Here is a 17,614-nt window from a genome sequence, read left to right as displayed (position 1 = left end):
GCGCCGATGGTAACCCAGCGTCACAAGACGCCCCCTTGTCACATTCGCTTACAAAAAGCCCCTGTGTAGACATCTGGAGCTTACGCGCGGCGCGTCAAATCGACCCCAGAGCCGGGCAGGATGCGCCTGTCCGGGATCACAGTGGAGAAGCATCATGAAACAACAGACACGAAAGCTCCTGGGAATCCTCACGGTCTCCGCTCTGGCATTGGGTGTCGGCAACGGCGTCTACGCCCGCGGCGGCTATGGGCCTGACTGCTATGGCACAGGCCCGGACGGCGCGCCGCGCGCCATGGATGGACGAGGCGGACCCATGCGCGGATTCGGCGGCCCCATGGACTTCGCGGATCCGGAGGCGACCGCCAAACGCCTGGACGCGCTCAAGACCAGCTTGGGGATCACGCCGGAGCAGGAGCAGGCCTGGAGCGACTATGCCACGGCCATGACCACCAGGGCGGCGCTCATGAGCGGCCATCGCGAGGCGCGGCTCAGCGGGGACCTCACAGCCGAGCAGATCGAGGAGTTTCGTCAATCGAGCCAGACCCAGCGCGATCGGATGCAGACTGCAAGATTCGCGCTCCTGGCCGCCCTCACGCCCGAGCAGCGTGCCCAGGCCGGTCAGCTGATGCGGTCGAAGCAGAGTCGTGGAAGGGGATTCGGCGGTCCCAAGGGCTTCGCGGATCCGGCGGCCAGGGCGCAGCGCCTGGACCAGCTCAAGACCAGCCTCGGCATCACGCCGGAGCAGGAGCCCGCCTGGAGCAAGTACGCCGAGGCCGTCACCGCGCGGGATGACATCATCAGGAGTCGCCGCGAGGCGCGGCTCGGCGGGAGCCTAACGCCGGAGCAGATGGACGCGCTGCGGGAGTCTCGGCAGAGCCAGCGTGAGCAGATGTGGAGCGCGCGGCAGGAGCTCTATGCGGCGCTCACACCCGATCAGCGCGCCGAGGCCGCTCGGCTCTTGAGCCAGAAGCGCGGCCATGGAGGACGCTGGTAGCCAGCAGACCCAGCCCTGGGAGTGTCGGCCTCCAGGCCGACACCTGTTGACCTAGAGGTCAACGCGCCCAGGACGGCTCGCAGCAAGATGACAAGATCGAGTGTCATCGGATCCTCATGACCGAAAAGGGTCGCTCCCTTATCTGCCGTCTTCGCTCGCAAAAGGATTTCTGATTTCGAGCGTCTCATCGATCCGTTGCCCGTTCTGGAGGTCTTCGGTGAGCAGGAGATTGCACCCGGCGTTGAGCGCGGAGGCGACGATCAACGCATCGTAGATCGAGAGCCCATATCGCTCACTGATCGCGAGCCCTCGCTCGTGGGTCGCGAGCAGCAGGGGCTCGATGCTGCAAAGCTGCCGGATCGTGCCAAGCACCTCGCGGATCTCCGCCCAGGAGAGGCCGAGCTTCCGCGAGGCCACGGATGCGAATTCGTTGAGCACCTGAACACTGATGGTGCCTCCATCGGCCAGCACTGCTTCTGCGCGATCCGCCTTTGAAGTCTCCTCCGACAACAGATAGAGCAGCACGTTGGTATCGAAGAAGGCCCTACTCGTGCTCATTGGCTTCCAGTCGGTCAAAACGAAACGCCTTGGGCAGTCGGCCCCGGTACTTGCGTAGTCGCTCCAGGAGAGCCTGGTTGTCGGGCGCCTTGGCAACGCTGAGTGCGCGAGCACCTTCCACCTGAATCTCGATGTTGTCACCTTCGTTTAGGTCCAGCGCCTCCACCACCGTGGCGGGCAGGCGAACCGCGAGACTGTTGCCCCACTTTGAAACTCGCATCTTTACCTCGTTGGATGTGTTGGATCTACTTGTTGGAAATGTATATCCCGTGGGGCTCCATGTCCAAAGGGATGTCCATTGAGGTTTGCCCCATCAGGTGAGCACTGCGCCTCGCGCGCCAAGCACTGACTTCTGGAGAGCGCGGCGATAGACCTCTGAAACTCGCTTCGGCCGCTGCCTCATACTTGCTTTCTCATCCTTGATCTTTCTAAACTCTTCTCCATGCCATCACTTCCGATGTCTCAGACATGATTACGGCTGCCCAGCTGCGGGCCGCGCGCGCCTTGCTCGGCATGGACCAGCGCCGGCTCGCCGAGGTCGCCGGTCTGTCGCTGCCGACCATTCAGCGCATGGAGGCGAGCGACGGGCAGGTGCGCGGCAATGTCGAGTCCCTGGTCAAGGTGGTCGAGGCGCTCGAGCGTGCCGGGGTCGAGCTGATCGGCGAGGGCGCGACCAGTGCGGGCGGCGGGCGCGGGGTGCGCTTCAAGGCGCAGCGGCCGACCGAGGATCCGGGCGCATGAGTGGGAGCCCGGCGCTGTCGCTGGCCTTCCTGGCGTTGGTCTTGGCCCTGGGGTCCTCTGGCGTCTCGCTTCTGGCCGGGCGCGAGCCGCGCGTCCTGCGTCTGGCGGCCATGCCTCTGGTGGGCCTCTCCGGTGTGGCGGCGCTCGGTGCGGGGCTGCTGGTCCTGGCTCAGGGCGGCAGCTTCACGGTGACCTTGCCGCTCGGCCTGCCCTGGATGCCTTGGCATCTGCGGCTGGATGCCCTGTCCGGGCTCTTTCTCGCGGTGATCGGCCTGGTCGCAACGGCCGTCGGCCTCTATGGCCCGGCCTATGTGCGCGGTTTCGAGCAGGGCCGCGACTCGCTCGCGGCGCTCGGCGGCTTCACCGGGCTCTTTCTGACCGGGATGCTGCTGGTGGTGCTGGCGGACGACGCCTTTCTCTTCATGGTGGCCTGGGAGCTGATGTCGCTGGCGTCCTATTTTCTGGTCGCCTTCCAGCACGAGCACCCGGCCAACCGTCGCGCGGCCTTTCTCTATCTGCTCATGGCCCATATCGGCGGGCTGGCGATCCTGCTCGGCTTCGGGGTGCTGGCGGCCTTCGGCGGCGGCTTCGATTTCGATGCCATGCGGACGGCGGCGCTCTCGCCGGGCTGGGCGAGCGTCGCCTTTGCGTTGGCCTTCCTCGGCTTTGGGATGAAGGCGGGTCTGGTGCCCATGCACGCCTGGCTGCCCGAGGCGCATCCGGTGGCGCCCTCGCACATCTCGGCCCTGATGTCGGGCGTCATGCTCAAGGTCGCGGTCTATGGTTTCGTCCGCGTGGTGCTGGACCTCAACGGCGAGGTGCAGTGGCTCTGGGGCGTGGTGCTGCTGGCCGTGGGCAGCGTCTCGGCGCTCATGGGGGTGCTCTTCGCCCTGATGCAGACGGACCTCAAGCGGCTGCTGGCCTATTCGTCAGTGGAGAATCTGGGGATCATCTTCATCGCGCTCGGGCTGGCGCTGCTGTTCCAGGCGACGGGTCATCCCATGCTTGGCGCGCTCTCTCTGGTCGCGGCCCTCTATCACGCCGTCAATCACGCGCTCTTCAAGGGGCTGCTCTTCCTCGGCGCCGGGGCCATCCTGCACAGCGCCCACGAGCGCGACCTGGAGCAGATGGGCGGGCTGCTGCGGCGCATGCCCTGGACGGGATACTTCTTCCTCGTCGGCTGCCTCTCGATCTCCGCCTTGCCGCCCTTCAACGGCTTCGTCTCGGAGTGGCTGACCTTTCAGGCGGCGCTCCAGGCCTGGCAGCTCGACAGCGGTGTGCTGCGCAGCCTCATCCCCATCGCCTCCGCCGTGCTGGCACTGACCGGCGCCCTGGTCGCGGCGACCTTCGTCAAGGTCTATGGGGTCGCCTTCCTTGGTCAGGCGCGCAGCCGCCATGTGCGCCGGGCGCGGGCGGTTCCCTTTGGGATGCGCCTCGGGCAGGGGTTTCTGGCGGTGCTTTGCGTGCTCCTGGGCGTTCTGCCCACCCAGGTCGTCCATCTGATCGAGCCGGTCTCCGCCCAGCTGCTGGGTACCGGCATCCCGCAGGCGGGCGCCAACGGCTGGCTGTGGCTGACGCCCATTTCCTCCGAGACCGCAAGCTATAGTGCGCCGCTCAACGTCTTCGCGCTGACCCTCATCGCCGGCGTGGCGATCTGGTGGTTCAAGCGCCGGACGGTGCGCCGTTCCCGGCGCTGCGACCCCTGGGACTGCGGATTCGCCGCCCCGACGCCGCGGATGCAGTACACGGCCGCCTCCTTCGCACAGCCGGTGCGGCGGGTCTTTGGACTGCTGTTCGAGATCGACGAGACGCGCACGACCGGCGGCGACGGCGTCCAGCGCTATCGGCTGAGGCTCGCGGATCGGCTTTGGGGATGGCTCTATGTGCCTGTGGCGCGTGGGGTCGAGCTCGCCTCGCGCCGGGTGGTGCGGCTGCAGTCGGGCAATGTGCGGGTCTATCTCGGCTGGACTCTGGCGACGCTCCTGGTGCTGCTGTGGATCATCTCGGGGGCGTGATGGGGTGGCTGATGCGAGTTATTTCATGCCGACCTGAGCCCGCGCTCCACCGGGTCCCGCGCCGGCGCTGGTGGACTGCGCTGCGCTTGTCCACCCTACGGCTATTGCTGGTGGGAGCGGCGCCTCGCCGCGATCGGGGACGCTGGGCTCGTCGCGGCGGGGCGCCGCTCCCACGGAGATGTGTATCTCGTTCCCACGCTCCGGCGTGGGAATGCCGTCCGCCCGCTCTGCGGGCCGGGTCGCGACGCTGGAGCGTCGCCGACCTGCTCCGACGCTGGAGCGTGGGAGCCAGGCTGGAAGGGGGCGCTCGTGCTTAGCGCCTGGCTGATCGCATCGCTGCTGGTGGGCTGGCCGTACGCGCTTGTAGGGTGGACGAGCGCGAGCGAAGTCCACCGGGTCTCGCGCCGGTGCTGGTGGACTGCGCTGCGCTTGTCCACCCTACGGCTATTGCTGGTGGGAGCGGCGCCTCGCCGCGATCGGGGACGCTGCGCTCGTCGCGGCGGGGCGCCGCTCCCACGAAGATGTGTATCTCGTTCCCACGCTCCGGCGTGGAAATGCCGCCCGCCCGCTCTGCGGGCCGGGTCGCGACGCTGGAGCATCGCTGAACTGCTCCCACGCTGGAGCCTGGGAGCCAGACTGGCCAGAGTGCTGGGATGCGCGCATGCTTAGCGCCTGGCTCATCGCCCTGCTCCAGGCGCTGCTCTGCGCGGCGCTGGCGCCGCTGCTGGTGGGCTGGCTGCGCAAGGTCAAGGCGCGGCTGCAGAATCGCCGGGGCGCCTCCGTGCTGCAGCCCTACGCGGATCTGCGGAAGCTGCTCTTCAAGGAGACGCGGGTGGCGCACACGGCCTCGCCGCTGTTTCGCATCGCGCCCTACATCGTCTTCGTCGCGACCTGGCTGGCGTCGGCGACCGTGCCGCTGGTCGCGCTGGATCTGCCGACGGCGCAGATCGCGGACATCATCGTGCTCGTCGGGCTGCTGGCCCTGGCGCGCTTCTTCCTCGCGCTGGCCGGCATGGATGTGGGCACCGCCTTCGGCGGCATGGGCGCCTCGCGCGAGATGATGATCTCCGCGCTGGCCGAGCCGGCCCTGCTGATGGCGGTCTTCACCCTGGCGATGACGGCGCACAGCACCAGCCTGGTGAGCGTGATGCAGCATCACCTGGCCGACGGCTTCCTGCTGCGTCCTTCGTATCTCTTCGCCTTCGGGGCGCTCATCCTGGTCGCCGTGGCGGAGTGTGGGCGCATCCCGGTCGACAATCCCTCGACGCACTTGGAGCTGACCATGATCCACGAGGCCATGGTGCTGGAATACACCGGCCGCCACTTGGCGCTCATGGAATGGGCGGCCCAGCTCAAGCTGCTGCTCTATGGGGTGCTGGTCGTCAACGTCTTCTTCCCCTGGGGTCTGGCCGGTGATTTCGGACCCGTGGCGCTTGGGCTGGGACTGGTCGCGGTGGTCTTGAAGCTGGGCGTTCTGGCGGTCGTGCTGGCCGTGGGCGAGACGGTGCTGGCGAAGATGCGCCTTTTCCGCGTGCCGGCCTTCCTGAACCTGGCCTTGCTGCTCGGGCTGCTGGGGCTCTTGAGCCACGTCATCCTGGAGGTGGGGACATGAGCCTGACGGTCATGACGCTGCTGCAGCAGTTCGTGCTGCTGCTCGCGGCGCTGGCGCTCTTTCTGTCCTTCGTGCTGCTGGCTCAGCCGCGTCTGGTCGCGGCCATCCATGTCTTCGCCTGGCAGGGCGCCTTGGTCGCGGCCGTGACCTTCACCGTCGCCCTCGCGGGGGACGCCTCGCACCTCTACTTCTCCGCCCTGCTGACGCTCGGGCTCAAGGCCCTGCTCATCCCCTGGATGCTGCACCGGCTGGCCCGACGCCTGGAGCTGGAGCGGCACACCGAGACCCTGGCCCGCCCGACGCTGGTCATCATGGCGGCCGTGGTCCTGGTCATCTTCAGCTATTGGGTGGTGGTGCCCATGGTTGCCCAGGGGCTGGCCTTCACCCGCAACATCATCGCCGTCAGCCTGGCCGTGGTGCTGATCGGACTCCTGATGATGGTCTTTCGCCAGCAGGCGGTGGCACAGGTGCTGGGCTTCATGTCGATGGAGAACGGGCTCTTCCTCGCCGCCGTCTCCGCGACCGCCGGCATGCCGCTGGTCGTGGAGCTGGGCGTGGCCTTCGACGTCCTGGTGGCCATGGTGCTCTTCGGCGTCTTCTTCTTCCAGATCCGCGAGAGTATCGACTCGCTGGACGTGGATCGGCTCAATCGGCTGACGGAGACGGTTGAAGTCGAGGAGGGCGGCGGATGAGATCGAAGAGAGCTGCCAGCCTCCAGCCTCCAGCTGCCAGCGATGTGGCGCGAGGCTGTTGCGCCGGATCTTTTCCGCAGGCGGCTGCGCCCGGTGCGAGCTTGGATGCTGCTCGGATGCCCTTTGGCTGGAGGCTGGAAGCTGGCGGCTGGAGGCTTCCCACATGAATGCGCTCGCACTGACGCTCCTCACGCCCCTCCTGGGTGGCCTCGCACTCATCATGATGCGCGCCCTCGGGCCGGCTGGCTGGGTGAATCTGGGCGTCTCGGCGCTGACGCTCGCGGGGGCGCTCTGGCTGGCGCTGTCGGTCGCCGCGCAGGGGACGGTCGAGGGCACGGGCTTTCGGGTCGATGCCTTCAACGTTTACCTGGTGGTGCTGACGGCCTTCGTGGGTCTGACGACATCCATCTTCTCGCGGCCCTACATGCGCCATGTCTGCGCGACCGGGCGGATCAGTGTCGGCAGCCTGCGGATCTATCACGGCATGTATCAGGCCTTCATGCTGACCATGCTGGTGGCCCTGACGACGGACAACCTGGGCGTGCTCTGGGTCGCGGTCGAGGGCGCGACCCTGGCGACCGTGCTGCTGGTGTCGCTCTACCGCACGCCCGAGGCCGTCGAGGCGGCCTGGAAGTACTTCATCCTCTGCGGCGTGGGGATCGCGCTGGCGCTCTTCGGCACGGTGCTGACCTATTTCGCCTCCCAGCACGTCGTCCAGGAGGCCGAGGCGGGGCTGACCTGGAGCGTGCTCCATGCCCATGCCCATGCGCTGGATCCCACGGTGATGCGCATCGCCTTCGTCTTCCTGCTGGTCGGCTATGGCACCAAGGTCGGTCTGGTGCCCATGCACCAATGGCTGCCGGATGCCCACTCCGAGGGTCCGACGCCCATGTCCGCGGTCCTCTCCGGGCTGCTGCTGAAGGTGGCGCTCTACGCCGTGATCCGGCTCAAGATGCTGGTCGACGGCTCGCTGGCGGAGACGGCGACGCCGCACCTGGCGGGCGCCCTGCTGATGGGCTTCGGGCTGGCGACCTTCCTGGTCGCCGGGCTCTTCTTGCACCGTCAGCGCGACATCAAGCGGATGTTCAGCTATTCGTCGATCGAGCACATGGGGCTCATGACCTTCGCCTTCGGGCTGGGCGGGCCGCTGGCGACCTTCGGCGGATTGCTGCACATGCTGGTGCACTCGCTCACCAAGTCCGCCATCTTCGTGACCGTCGGGCATGCGACCCATATCGCCGGGACCCAGGCCATCGATCGCATCCGGGGGCTGATCCGCACCCAGCCTGCCGTGGGCTGGTCGCTGCTGATCGGCGTCGCGGCCATCGCGGGCTTTCCGCCCTTCGGCGTCTTCACCAGCGAATTCCTGCTGCTGACCGCGACCATGCAGTCTTATCCCTGGTTTACCGTCGTGCTGCTGAGCGGCCTGGTGATCGCCTTCGCGGGGCTGTTTCGGCACCTGCACCCCATGGTCTACGGCAGCGCGCCCGAGGGTCAGCTGCCGGTCCAGGCCAACATGCTGCCGGTGCTGGTACACCTGGGGCTGGTGCTCTGGCTGGGGCTGGCGATCCCGGGCTTTCTTGCCGCCTGGCTGGATAGCGCGACCCAGCTCATCACGGGGAGCCACCTGCTATGAGCGGCTTGGATTGGCTGTCCGATTTTCTCGCCAGGCTCGGGGCCGAGCAGGTCATCGTCGCGCAGGATGCCCTGGCGCTGGCGCCGGCAATCCGCTTGGCGCTGGCCGCCGAGCACTGGGCGACGGCGGCCCGGGTCGCCGCCGACATGGGGCTGCGACATGCGGGTCTCTGGGCCGACTGTCTTGATGACAGCGCTCTGGCCGCCGAGGACCGAGCCATCCGCGTCCAGGCCTGTCTGGAGCACGCGGGCGACTATCTGGTGCTCGAGACCCAGGTCCCCATGCTGCGCCCCGTCTTGGCCTCCCAGGCGGCCTTCTATCCTGGCGTCGATCGGCTGGAGCGACATGCGCACGACCTCACGGGCCTGGAGCTGACCGGTCAGCCGGACGGCCGTCGTTGGACCCGTCACCAGGCCTGGCCGGAGGACAGCTTTCCGCTGCGCAGCGCCTTTCCGCTCGCGGGAGAGCCGGTCGGACGCACCCCGGCGGATGCCGACTATCCCTTCGGGCGCGTGCAGGGAGCAGGTGTCTACGAGATCCCCGTCGGCCCGGTGCACGCCGGCATCATCGAGCCCGGCCACTTCCGCTTTCACGCCATGGGCGAGGACGTGCTGCAGCTCGAGGAGCGGCTGGGCTATGTCCACAAGGGCATCGAGAAGCTGGCCGTCGGGCGCGACCCCGCCGGCTTGGCGCGTCTGGCCGGGCGGGTCTCTGGCGATGCGACGGTCGCCCACGCCTGGGCGGCCTGTCAGGCGATGGAGCGGGCGACCGGCTGCGTCGTTCCGCCGCGCGCGCTGGCGTTGCGCGGGCTCATGGCCGAGCGCGAGCGCGTCGCCAATCACCTGGCCGACATCGGCGCCGTCTGCAACGACGTCGGCTTCGCCTTCGCACACGTCCAGTGCGGCCGGCTGCGGGAGCTGTGGCAGCGCCGCAGCCAGGCGGTCTTCGGCCATCGGCTGATGATGGATGCTCTGGTCCCTGGCGGTGTCGCGGCGGATGTCTGCGAAAGGGTCGCGGAAGAGCTCTTGCAGGACCAGGCCCAGCTCAAGTCGGAGATCGCCCCCATCTTCGACGTGGTCGCGGACCATCCCTCGCTGGACGACCGGCTGATGACGACGGGCGTACTCTCCGAGAGCGACGCACGCCAGCTCGGCTGCACGGGCTATGTCGGCAAGGCGAGCGGGCTCTCCTTCGACGTGCGGCGCGACAGTCCCTATGCGCCCTATGAGGGCTTGGCGATGGATGGTGCCACGCTGCCCGAGGGCGATGTCGCCGCCAGGGTGCGGGTGCGCATGGCGGAGGTCCGCAACAGTTTGGGCTGGATGGATCGACTCCTGAAGGCCCTACCTGAGGGGCCCGTTCGGACCGATCTTCCAGAGGCGGAGGCGGGCGCCCTAGGGCTGGGGATCATCGAAGGCTGGCGCGGCGAGATCCTGAGCGTCGTCCGCTTCGGTGCGGACGGCCGCATCGCCCGCTACTTCCCGCGCGACCCGAGCTGGTTCACCTGGCCCGCCCTGGAGCGGCTCATCCAGGGCAACATCGTCCCGGACTTTCCCGTCTGCAATAAGTCCGTGAATGGGGCATATTCGGGGCAGGATCTGTAGACCAAGACCTGTAGGGTGGACGAGCGAGCGCGAAGTCCACCAAATCCCGCACCGGCGCTGGTGGACTGCGCTGCGCTTGTCCACCCTACGGACTGATTCCAAAAAGCTGGCCGCTGGAGGCTGGGAGCTGACAGCGCTCTTTATAGATGACGGCTGATGTTTCGAATCCTCAAGAAATCATTCCAGACGGGCGTCGTCACCGAGGCGCCGCCGCGGCTCGAAGACGCCGAGCTCGATGGCGTCGGCATGGAGCTGCGTCGCCGCATCGATGCCCGCTTCGGGCGGAGCCTGGCGATTCGGCAGGTGGATGCCGGATCCTGCAATGCCTGTGAGCTGGAGATCCATGCGCTCAACAATGCCTACCATGACGTCGCGCGCTTCGGGGTCCATTTCGTCGCCTCGCCGCGTCATGCCGACGCGCTGCTGGTGACTGGGCCTGTGTCGCGGCACATGGAGGCGGCGCTGCGCCGGACCTGGCGCGCGACGCCCGCGCCGAAGTTCGTCATCGCGGCGGGTGATTGCGCCTGCACGGGCGGCGAATTCGGTGTCTCCTACGCGAGCTGCGGGGCGGTCGAGCGGGTGATTCCGGTGGATGCCAAGATTCCCGGCTGTCCGCCTTCGCCGCTCGCGCTGCTGAAAGGGCTGCTGCATGCGCTCCGTGCCTAGGCTGGCTTCGAGGCCGCTCGTCTCGGGAGATGTCCCGGCATGACGCCGCCCGGCATCTCCATCCTGATGTATCACCAGGTGGGCGAGTTCGCGCCCATGAAGGCGCATCGTGCGAACTATTGCGATCACCGCCGTTTCGCGGCGCAAATGGCCTTGCTGGACCGGTTCGGCTATCGGGTGCTGCCGCTGGATGGGGCGCTCGCCTGCCTGCGCGGCGAGCGCCCCATCCCGCCCAAGGCGGTGGTGCTGACCTTCGACGACGCCTACGACAACTTCGCCGACTACGCCTTGCCTGTCCTCCAGCGCCACGGCTTCTCCGCGACCCTCTATGCCATCAGCAACTGGCTGGGGCGCCGGGCCGAGTGGTTCGGCAAGGACCCAGGCCGGCCGATTCCGAGCCTCATGAGTGGCGCGCGGCTGCGGGAGATGCGTGCGGCGGGGATCACCATCGGATCGCATAGCGTGAACCATGTGAAGCTCGGCGAGGTCGATGCGGCCACCAAGCGCCGCGAGCTGCGCGACAGCAAGGCGGCGCTGGAGGATGCCCTGGGCGAGGCGGTCGAGCACCTGTGCTACCCCTTCGGCAGCTTCGACGCCGAGACCGTCGGTTTGGCGGCAGAGGCCGGCTATCTAAGCGCCACGACCTGTCTGCGTGGCCCAGCAAGCCCAGCGGATCATCCCCTGATCCTGCCCCGCAAGGCGATCTCCTACGGCGACGATCTGCTCGGCGTCTGGTGGAAGCTCGCGGTCAAGAACGCCCCCAAGCCGGCACTCGTCGAATGGAGACGATTCGTGCCCAATGACGCAAAAGCTGATATCCATCACAAAAAGCAAGGAATAACTTGATATAAAAGGACGACTAGCTGCCGTGCTTGCTGCCTAAACTGCCTTCCGCAGCTGCCCCCAGATCATGCCCGTGGACAAGAACAACAAGAATATCGATCCAACGGACCTGGCCAAGCTGCCCGCCCTCCCCAGTGTTCTGCTTGAGCTGCTCCAGTCGTTCGACGATCCAGACGTGGATTTTTCGCGGCTCGCGGCCATCTGCGCGAAGGATCCCGTGGTCGCGGCTCGGATGTTGGCCGTCGCGAGCTCGGCGCTCTACCGGCGCCAGCCGAGCACGGAGACGCGCCTGGATCGCGCCTTGGTGACCATGGGGCTCGAAACTGTCCGGCGCATCGCCATCACCACCGCCTTGATGCAGGCGCTCTCTCAGCAGCTCAGTATTCCACGCGACGAGATCTGCCGGTCTTGGACACATGCGCTGCGCACGGCGCATCTGGCTCAGCGTCTTGCCGAGACCCTGGGCCATGCCTGCCCCAGCGAGGCCTATCTGGCCGGGCTGCTGCATGACATCGGGCAGCTCATCATCGCCTCGCAGAAGGGTGCAGCCTACATTCAGCTCCTTGCCGAGGCGGGATGCGCCGAGCCGCTCGTCGCGCGCGAGCGCGGCTTGGTGGGGACGGATCACTGTGCCGTCGGCGCAGCCTTGATCTCGGCCTGGCGTCTGGAGTCCTTCCTGGCGGATGCCTGCAGGTTCCATCACGCCGAGACGGCCGCCTTGGTCGACGCGCATCTCCTGGTGCGCCTGCTCCACGTCGCCAATGCCCTGGAGAGTGTCCACTGGGACGATGCGGATGCCTTCGCGGCGGGCGACCTGCTGTTCGGCTTGACCCCTTCGATGCTGCGGAAATTGCGCGAGGAGAGTCGTGCCGTGGTCGCCGAGCTCGCCGGTCCGCTGGGTATCGCGCCAGTCGAGGAGACGCGGGCGGACGAGGCCGCATCCCAGCGCATACGGCTCAAGGGCGAGTCTCGACTCCTTTCCGCGGTGCGGACCCACAGCCTGGCCGCGGGGCTTCGGGAGGATCTCGGCGGGGAGCGCGACGAGTCCGCCCTGCTCGCGGTGCTCGGGCAGATGCTGAGTCTCCTCTTCGGCGTCGATCGCACGCGCTACCTCCTTCCCGCCGCAGGGGGCCGTCTGAAGGGTCTGGATCCAGGCGCGAGCGACGGACGTTTCGCCGAGCTGTCCTGTACGGCGGACGGCGGCGCCTCCCGGGCCGCTCAGGCCTTCACCTCAGGCGCGATCACCCAGGCCATGGCGGACTCGCCCGATGTGAGCGTCTTCGATCGCCAGGTCATGGGGACGGCCTCCGGCGTCTTGTACTTGCCGCTCAGGGCGCCCGGCGGATGCCAGGGCGTCGCTGTGCTGCAGACCCAGCCCGCCCAGCTCGCTCGGCTCTTGACGCAGACCCGCTTGCTGATGCTGCTGGGCAGCGAGGCCGGCCTCGCCCTGATGGGGCTGCGCGCGCGTGTCGCCCAGCGCCAGCTTGCCGACGAAGACCGTCGGCTGCTCGAGCAGAGTCGTCTCCATGCGGCCGTTCACGAGGCCAGCAACCCCATGACCGTGATGCAGAGCTATCTGGATCTGCTCGTCGACCGGCTGCAGGGTGATCCGGAGGCCAGCGAGGACCTCGGGGTCCTGAGGCAAGAGGTCGAGCGGGTCGGGGGCATCTTGGTGCGCCTGGTGGACGACGCGCCCGCCGCGTCTCCCGACACTGGCGACACCACCCCTTCCACTGCAATCAGGCGCTTGAGCGGGGTGCTGGAGCAGGCGCTCTGTCGTCCGCGCGGGATCGCGCTGAGGCTGTGTTGTGCCGAGGAGATCCCCGCGCTGACGCTCGGCGAGGATGCTCTGAAGCAGGTGCTCATCAACCTGGTGCGTAACGCCGCGGAGGCGCTCGGCGCGGGCGGGCAGATCTGCGTCGACCTGCGCGCAGGGGTCAACGTCGCCGGCAAGGTCTATGTCGAGCTCAGCGTCAGCGACGATGGACCTGGGGTCCCCGCGGAGCGTGTCGCGGGGCTCTTCCAGCCCATCACGAGCGCCAAGCCAGGGCACGCAGGCGTCGGTCTGACGGTGGTCAGGACCTTGGTCGAGGGGGTAGACGGCATGGTCGGCTACTTTCCCGGTAGCGGCGGGGGCAGTCGCTTTCGGGTCTTGATGCCGCCCTGTCGCGAGCCAGCGCGGAGAACGGGATGAACGATGCGTTCCAAGGGGATCCGGAGCTGTCTCAGCCTCTCGCCACCGATGAGGACGCAGGACGCTGTCGCCGCCTCCTGATCGTCGACGACGCGCCTCAGGTCCGCGCGAGCCTGTCGCGGCTGCTCAGTCGGCGCGGCTTCCAAGTCAGCTGTGCCGCCGATGGTGACGAGGCCCTGCGGCGCTTGAGCGACGCCGACTTCGACATCGTCCTGCTCGACCTGGCGATGCCCGAGGTCGGCGGGATGCAGGTGCTCGAGTTCCTGCGCGAGACCTGTCCGGAGACCGCCGTCGTGGTGGTGAGCGGAACGCGCTCGGTTCCCGAGGCGACGGCGGCCTTGCGCCAAGGCGCGCACGACTTCCTTGCCAAGCCCTATCGGGTCGAAGATTTGCTGGAGCGGATCGGGCGCTGCTGCCGGCGCACCCAGGCGGAGCGCTCGCATGCGCTCATGTTGGAGCAGCTGAGCGCGTCGGACCGCTTGCATCGCTTCCTGGTGCACAGCTCGCCGGATCTCATCTTCGTCCTGGACGGTCTCGGCCGTCTGCGCTTCGTCAATGAGCGCTTGACGTCTCTCCTGGGAAGCCCGGCGGAGCAAGCCACGGGGCGGTCTTTTCTGGATCTCGTCGCTCCGGCGCAACGGGGGCGTGTGAGCCGTGCCCTGGTCGAGCTCGCAGAGGCGCCAGAGGGCGAGACGAGGGCCATCGAGACCCAGATTCAGGGGGCGCTCCCCATGCCAGTCGAGATCAAGCTGCTGTCGCTCGGCAATGCCGGGACGGAGTCGGTCCCGGGCGTTCAGGGCGAGCTGATCGGCGTCGCGCGCGATCTCAGCGAGCGCTACGAGGCGCAAGCGGCTCGGCGCCGCTCGGACGAGCTCCTGGCGCACGTCATCAGCACCAGTCCAGCCGTGGTCTATGCGCGCCGGCCCGAAGGCGAGCGGCCGCTCACCTTCGTCAGTGACAATGTCAGAGATTTGCTCGGTTTCGACCCGGCGGAGCTCTTGAGTGGCCGGGTCCGCTGGCAGCATCTGGTCCATCCGGATGACCTGTCGGGCGTGCGCGCCGATCTCGATGGTCTCCCCGGCGCGCTGAGCAGCAGCTTGGAGTACCGCATCCGGCATCGCGACCACGGCTGGCGCTGGGTGCGTGACAGCGTGCGTCTCGTCTGCGACGCCGCCGGCCGCCCCATCGAGCTGGTTGGCTCTTGGCTGGACAACACCGAGGCGCATCTGCTCTCCGAGCAGCTCAAGCTCCAGGCCAGCCTGGACGACCTGACCGGCCTCCTGAACCGCCGCGCCTTCGAGCAGCGGCTGGGCCTAGCGCTCGCGAGCGCTAGGCGGGAGGGCTTTCAGCATGCCCTTTGCTACCTGGATTTGGACCAGTTCAAGGTCATCAACGATACCTGCGGTCATATCGCCGGCGACTCGGTGCTGCGCCAGCTCGCGCGTGTCCTCGAAGGCCGCATTCGTCAGCAGGATACCCTGGCCCGTTTGGGGGGAGACGAGTTCGGACTCTTGATGGAGAGGTGCTCGGCGGATGGCGCGATCCGGGTCGCCGAGGGCCTCTGCAAGGCCGTCAGCGACTTCCGTTTCGTCTGGGGTGACAAGGGCTTTCGGGTCGGGGTCAGTGTCGGCCTGGTGATGATCGATGCCGAAGTGACCGGAATGAACGCCGCGCTGAGCGCCGCCGACAACGCCTGCTATGCCGCCAAGGATGCCGGCCGCAATCGCATCCATGTCTATACCGAGGACGACACCGAGCTGGCCCGGCGCCACGGCGAGATGCAGTGGGTGTCGCGGATCACCGAGGCGCTCGAGCAAGATCGCTTCGGTCTCTCCTTTCAGCCCATCATGCCGCTGAGTGGCGACAGCGAAGGGCATCATTACGAGCTGCTGCTGCGCATGCGCGACAAGTGTGGCGACATGGTCATGCCGGGCGCCTTCTTCCCGGCCGCGGAGCGCTATCATCTCGCCTGCCGGCTCGATCAGTGGGTGCTGGATCGCGCCATTACCTGGCTCAGCGAGAATCCGGCGCATCTCGCCGAGCTGACGCTCTGCTCCATCAATCTCTCCGGGCATTCGTTGGGCGACCCGCGCCTGCTGGGCTGGCTGGTCGAGCGCCTCGAGGCGCACGAAGGCCTGACCTCCAAGCTGTGCTTCGAGGTGACCGAGACGGCGGCGATCTCGAACATGTACAGCGCCGTCAACTTCATTCGGGCGCTGCGCGACATGGGCTGCAGGTTCGCCCTCGACGACTTCGGCAGCGGACTCTCCTCCTTCGCCTATCTCAAGACGCTGCCGGTGGACTTCATCAAGATCGACGGGATCTTCGTCGAGGATATCGCGGTCAATCCGGTCGCCTATGCCATGGTTCGGTCGATCAACGAGATCGGCCAGGTCATGGGGATCAAGACGGTCGCCGAGTTCGTGGAGAGCGATGAGTCCCTGGCGCGGGTGCGCGATATCGGGATCGATTTCGCCCAGGGCTATGGGATCGGCGCGCCGCGTCCGATCGAGGAGCTGCTCGGGCCAGAGGCCAGGTGGCCGACAATCCAGTAGAATCTGGGCCCGCCGGGCTCCCCGGCGCTTGGACGAACGGAGCCGACCTTGAGCCGCACGCCCCCGCCCAGCTTCCCCGACCTCGGCCGCGCACGCATCCTCGTGGCCGGCGACGTCATGCTCGATCGCTATTGGACGGGCGCGACGCGACGCATCTCGCCCGAGGCACCTGTGCCCGTCGTGCATGTCGAGCAGGTCGAGGACCGCCCGGGCGGGGCGGCCAATGTCGCGCTCAATCTGGCCGCGCTCGGCGCGGACACGGCGCTGGTCGGGGTCACGGGTGCGGACGCGGCTGCCGACCTGCTCGCCGAGCGGCTGTCGTCCCAGGGCATCCGGGCCAGGCTGCACCGTCGGCCCGACGTCCCGACCATCACCAAGCTGCGGGTGCTGAGCCACCACCAGCAGTTGATCCGGCTCGATTTCGAGCAGTCCCTGGCTCCCGCGGATATCGACCCCTTGCCCAAGCTGGTTGCCGAGGCGCTGACCTGTGCCGACCTGCTGCTGCTCTCCGACTACGCCAAGGGCACGCTGGCCGATCCGCAGGGCCTGATTGCGATCGCCAAGACCCAAGGCAAGGCCGTGCTCGTGGACCCCAAGGGGCGGGATTTCACGCCCTACCGCGGGGCGACCCTGCTGACGCCGAATCGCGCGGAGCTCGAGCAGATCGTCGGCGCTTGCGTCGATGACGCCATGCTGATCGAGAAAGGCCAGCGGCTGCGTGCGGAGCTGCAGCTCGATGCCTTACTGGTGACCTTGGGCGAGCGCGGCATGCTGCTCCTGCGGCCCGATGCGGAGGCCCTGCATCTGCCGACCCAGGCGCGCGAGGTCTTCGATGTCACCGGGGCGGGAGACACTGTGATCGCCACGCTGGCGGCGGCGATCAGTGCGGGCGTCGGGCTGGCCGAGGCCTGCGCGCTGGCCAACTGCGCCGCCGGGCTGGCGGTCGCCAAGCTGGGGACGGCGAGCGTGACGGCCGCCGAGCTGGAGCTGGCCTATCGCGGTGGCGAGTGGCAGCCGGTGCTCGACCGCGACGCCTTGGTCGCCGCAGCTGCCGCGGCCCGCGCGGCCGGTGAGCGTGTGGTGATGACGAATGGCTGCTTCGACATCCTGCACGAGGGCCATGTCGCCTATCTCCAGCAGGCCAAACGGCTTGGGGATCGGCTGGTGGTCGCGGTCAACGACGACGCCTCGGTGCAGCGCCTCAAGGGTGCGGGTCGTCCGGTCAACGGCGTGGAGCAGCGCATGGCGGTGCTCGCCGGGCTGGCGTCGGTCGATTGGGTCTGTCCCTTCGCCGAGGACACGCCCGAGTCGCTGATCTGCGCGGTCAGGCCGGAAGTTTTGGTCAAGGGTGGGGATTACCGGCCGGAGGAGATCGCCGGGGCCGACTGCGTGCGCGCGAGCGGCGGCGAGGTCCGCGTGCTCGATTTCCTGCCGGGCCGCTCGACGAGCCGCATCATCGGGACCATCCGGGATCGATGAGCAGGACAGGGACAGCAGGGCAGGG

General features: G+C 67.7%; 14 protein-coding genes. 12 read left to right on the top strand and 2 right to left on the bottom strand.

The window, feature by feature from the left end:
* Nucleotides 1-154: 154 nt before the first annotated feature.
* A complete protein-coding gene (locus G3446_RS01825; RefSeq protein ID WP_164450690.1) occupies nt 155-994 on the top strand; it encodes a Spy/CpxP family protein refolding chaperone in 840 nt (279 codons plus the stop codon).
* Between the two features lie 138 nt (nt 995-1,132).
* Here G3446_RS01825 and G3446_RS01820 read toward each other — a convergent pair whose 3' ends face one another.
* Nucleotides 1,133-1,552 carry a PIN domain-containing protein gene (locus G3446_RS01820; protein WP_164450689.1) on the bottom strand — a complete coding sequence of 140 codons (420 nt, stop codon included), beginning with the start codon at nt 1,550-1,552 and terminating at the stop codon, nt 1,133-1,135.
* Nucleotides 1,539-1,772, bottom strand: a complete 234-nt coding sequence (locus tag G3446_RS01815; protein WP_164450688.1) for an AbrB/MazE/SpoVT family DNA-binding domain-containing protein — start codon at nt 1,770-1,772, stop codon at nt 1,539-1,541. The genes G3446_RS01820 and G3446_RS01815 overlap by 14 nt, the downstream gene beginning before the upstream one ends.
* 248 nt (nt 1,773-2,020) lie before the next feature.
* Here G3446_RS01815 and G3446_RS01810 point away from each other — a divergent pair, with 248 nt between their 5' ends.
* The 11 genes from G3446_RS01810 (at nt 2,021) to hldE (ending at nt 17,589) form a co-directional block, all read left to right on the top strand.
* A complete protein-coding gene (locus G3446_RS01810) occupies nt 2,021-2,293 on the top strand; it encodes a helix-turn-helix domain-containing protein (RefSeq protein WP_164450687.1) in 273 nt (90 codons plus the stop codon).
* Nucleotides 2,290-4,308 carry a hydrogenase 4 subunit B gene (hyfB, locus tag G3446_RS01805; RefSeq protein WP_164450686.1) on the top strand — a complete coding sequence of 673 codons (2,019 nt, stop codon included), beginning with the start codon at nt 2,290-2,292 and terminating at the stop codon, nt 4,306-4,308. Before G3446_RS01810 ends, hyfB begins: the two co-directional genes overlap by 4 nt.
* A gap of 661 nt (nt 4,309-4,969) precedes the next feature.
* Nucleotides 4,970-5,920, top strand: a complete 951-nt coding sequence (locus G3446_RS01800; RefSeq protein WP_164450685.1) for a respiratory chain complex I subunit 1 family protein — start codon at nt 4,970-4,972, stop codon at nt 5,918-5,920.
* Nucleotides 5,917-6,612, top strand: a complete 696-nt coding sequence (locus G3446_RS01795) for a formate hydrogenlyase (RefSeq protein ID WP_164450684.1) — start codon at nt 5,917-5,919, stop codon at nt 6,610-6,612. The genes G3446_RS01800 and G3446_RS01795 overlap by 4 nt, the downstream gene beginning before the upstream one ends.
* A gap of 163 nt (nt 6,613-6,775) precedes the next feature.
* Complete coding sequence (locus tag G3446_RS01790) at nt 6,776-8,248, top strand: hydrogenase 4 subunit F (protein ID WP_164450683.1); 1,473 nt, start codon at nt 6,776-6,778, stop codon at nt 8,246-8,248.
* Complete coding sequence (locus G3446_RS01785) at nt 8,245-9,852, top strand: hydrogenase large subunit (protein ID WP_164450682.1); 1,608 nt, start codon at nt 8,245-8,247, stop codon at nt 9,850-9,852. The genes G3446_RS01790 and G3446_RS01785 overlap by 4 nt, the downstream gene beginning before the upstream one ends.
* Before the next feature lie 156 nt (nt 9,853-10,008).
* Complete coding sequence (locus tag G3446_RS01780) at nt 10,009-10,518, top strand: NADH-quinone oxidoreductase subunit B family protein (RefSeq protein WP_164450681.1); 510 nt, start codon at nt 10,009-10,011, stop codon at nt 10,516-10,518.
* A 39-nt stretch (nt 10,519-10,557) separates the two neighbouring features.
* A complete protein-coding gene (locus G3446_RS01775; RefSeq protein WP_164450680.1) occupies nt 10,558-11,364 on the top strand; it encodes a polysaccharide deacetylase family protein in 807 nt (268 codons plus the stop codon).
* A 70-nt stretch (nt 11,365-11,434) separates the two neighbouring features.
* Nucleotides 11,435-13,555, top strand: coding sequence for an HDOD domain-containing protein (locus G3446_RS01770; RefSeq protein ID WP_164450679.1), 2,121 nt, complete (start codon nt 11,435-11,437; stop codon nt 13,553-13,555).
* Nucleotides 13,552-16,110 (top strand): EAL domain-containing protein, encoded by a 2,559-nt coding sequence (locus G3446_RS01765; protein ID WP_164450678.1) that lies wholly within the window; start codon nt 13,552-13,554, stop codon nt 16,108-16,110. Before G3446_RS01770 ends, G3446_RS01765 begins: the two co-directional genes overlap by 4 nt.
* A 48-nt stretch (nt 16,111-16,158) precedes the next feature.
* Entirely contained in the window at nt 16,159-17,589 is a 1,431-nt protein-coding gene (gene hldE, locus G3446_RS01760; protein ID WP_280818759.1) for a bifunctional D-glycero-beta-D-manno-heptose-7-phosphate kinase/D-glycero-beta-D-manno-heptose 1-phosphate adenylyltransferase HldE, read from the top strand.
* Nucleotides 17,590-17,614 lie beyond the last annotated feature (25 nt).

The organism is Thiorhodococcus minor, assembly GCF_010820565.1.
In the GTDB taxonomy this organism is placed as follows: domain Bacteria; phylum Pseudomonadota; class Gammaproteobacteria; order Chromatiales; family Chromatiaceae; genus Thiorhodococcus; species Thiorhodococcus minor.
The sequence above is the reverse complement of the archived record's forward strand: the minus strand, read 5'-3'. Positions and strand labels throughout refer to the sequence as shown.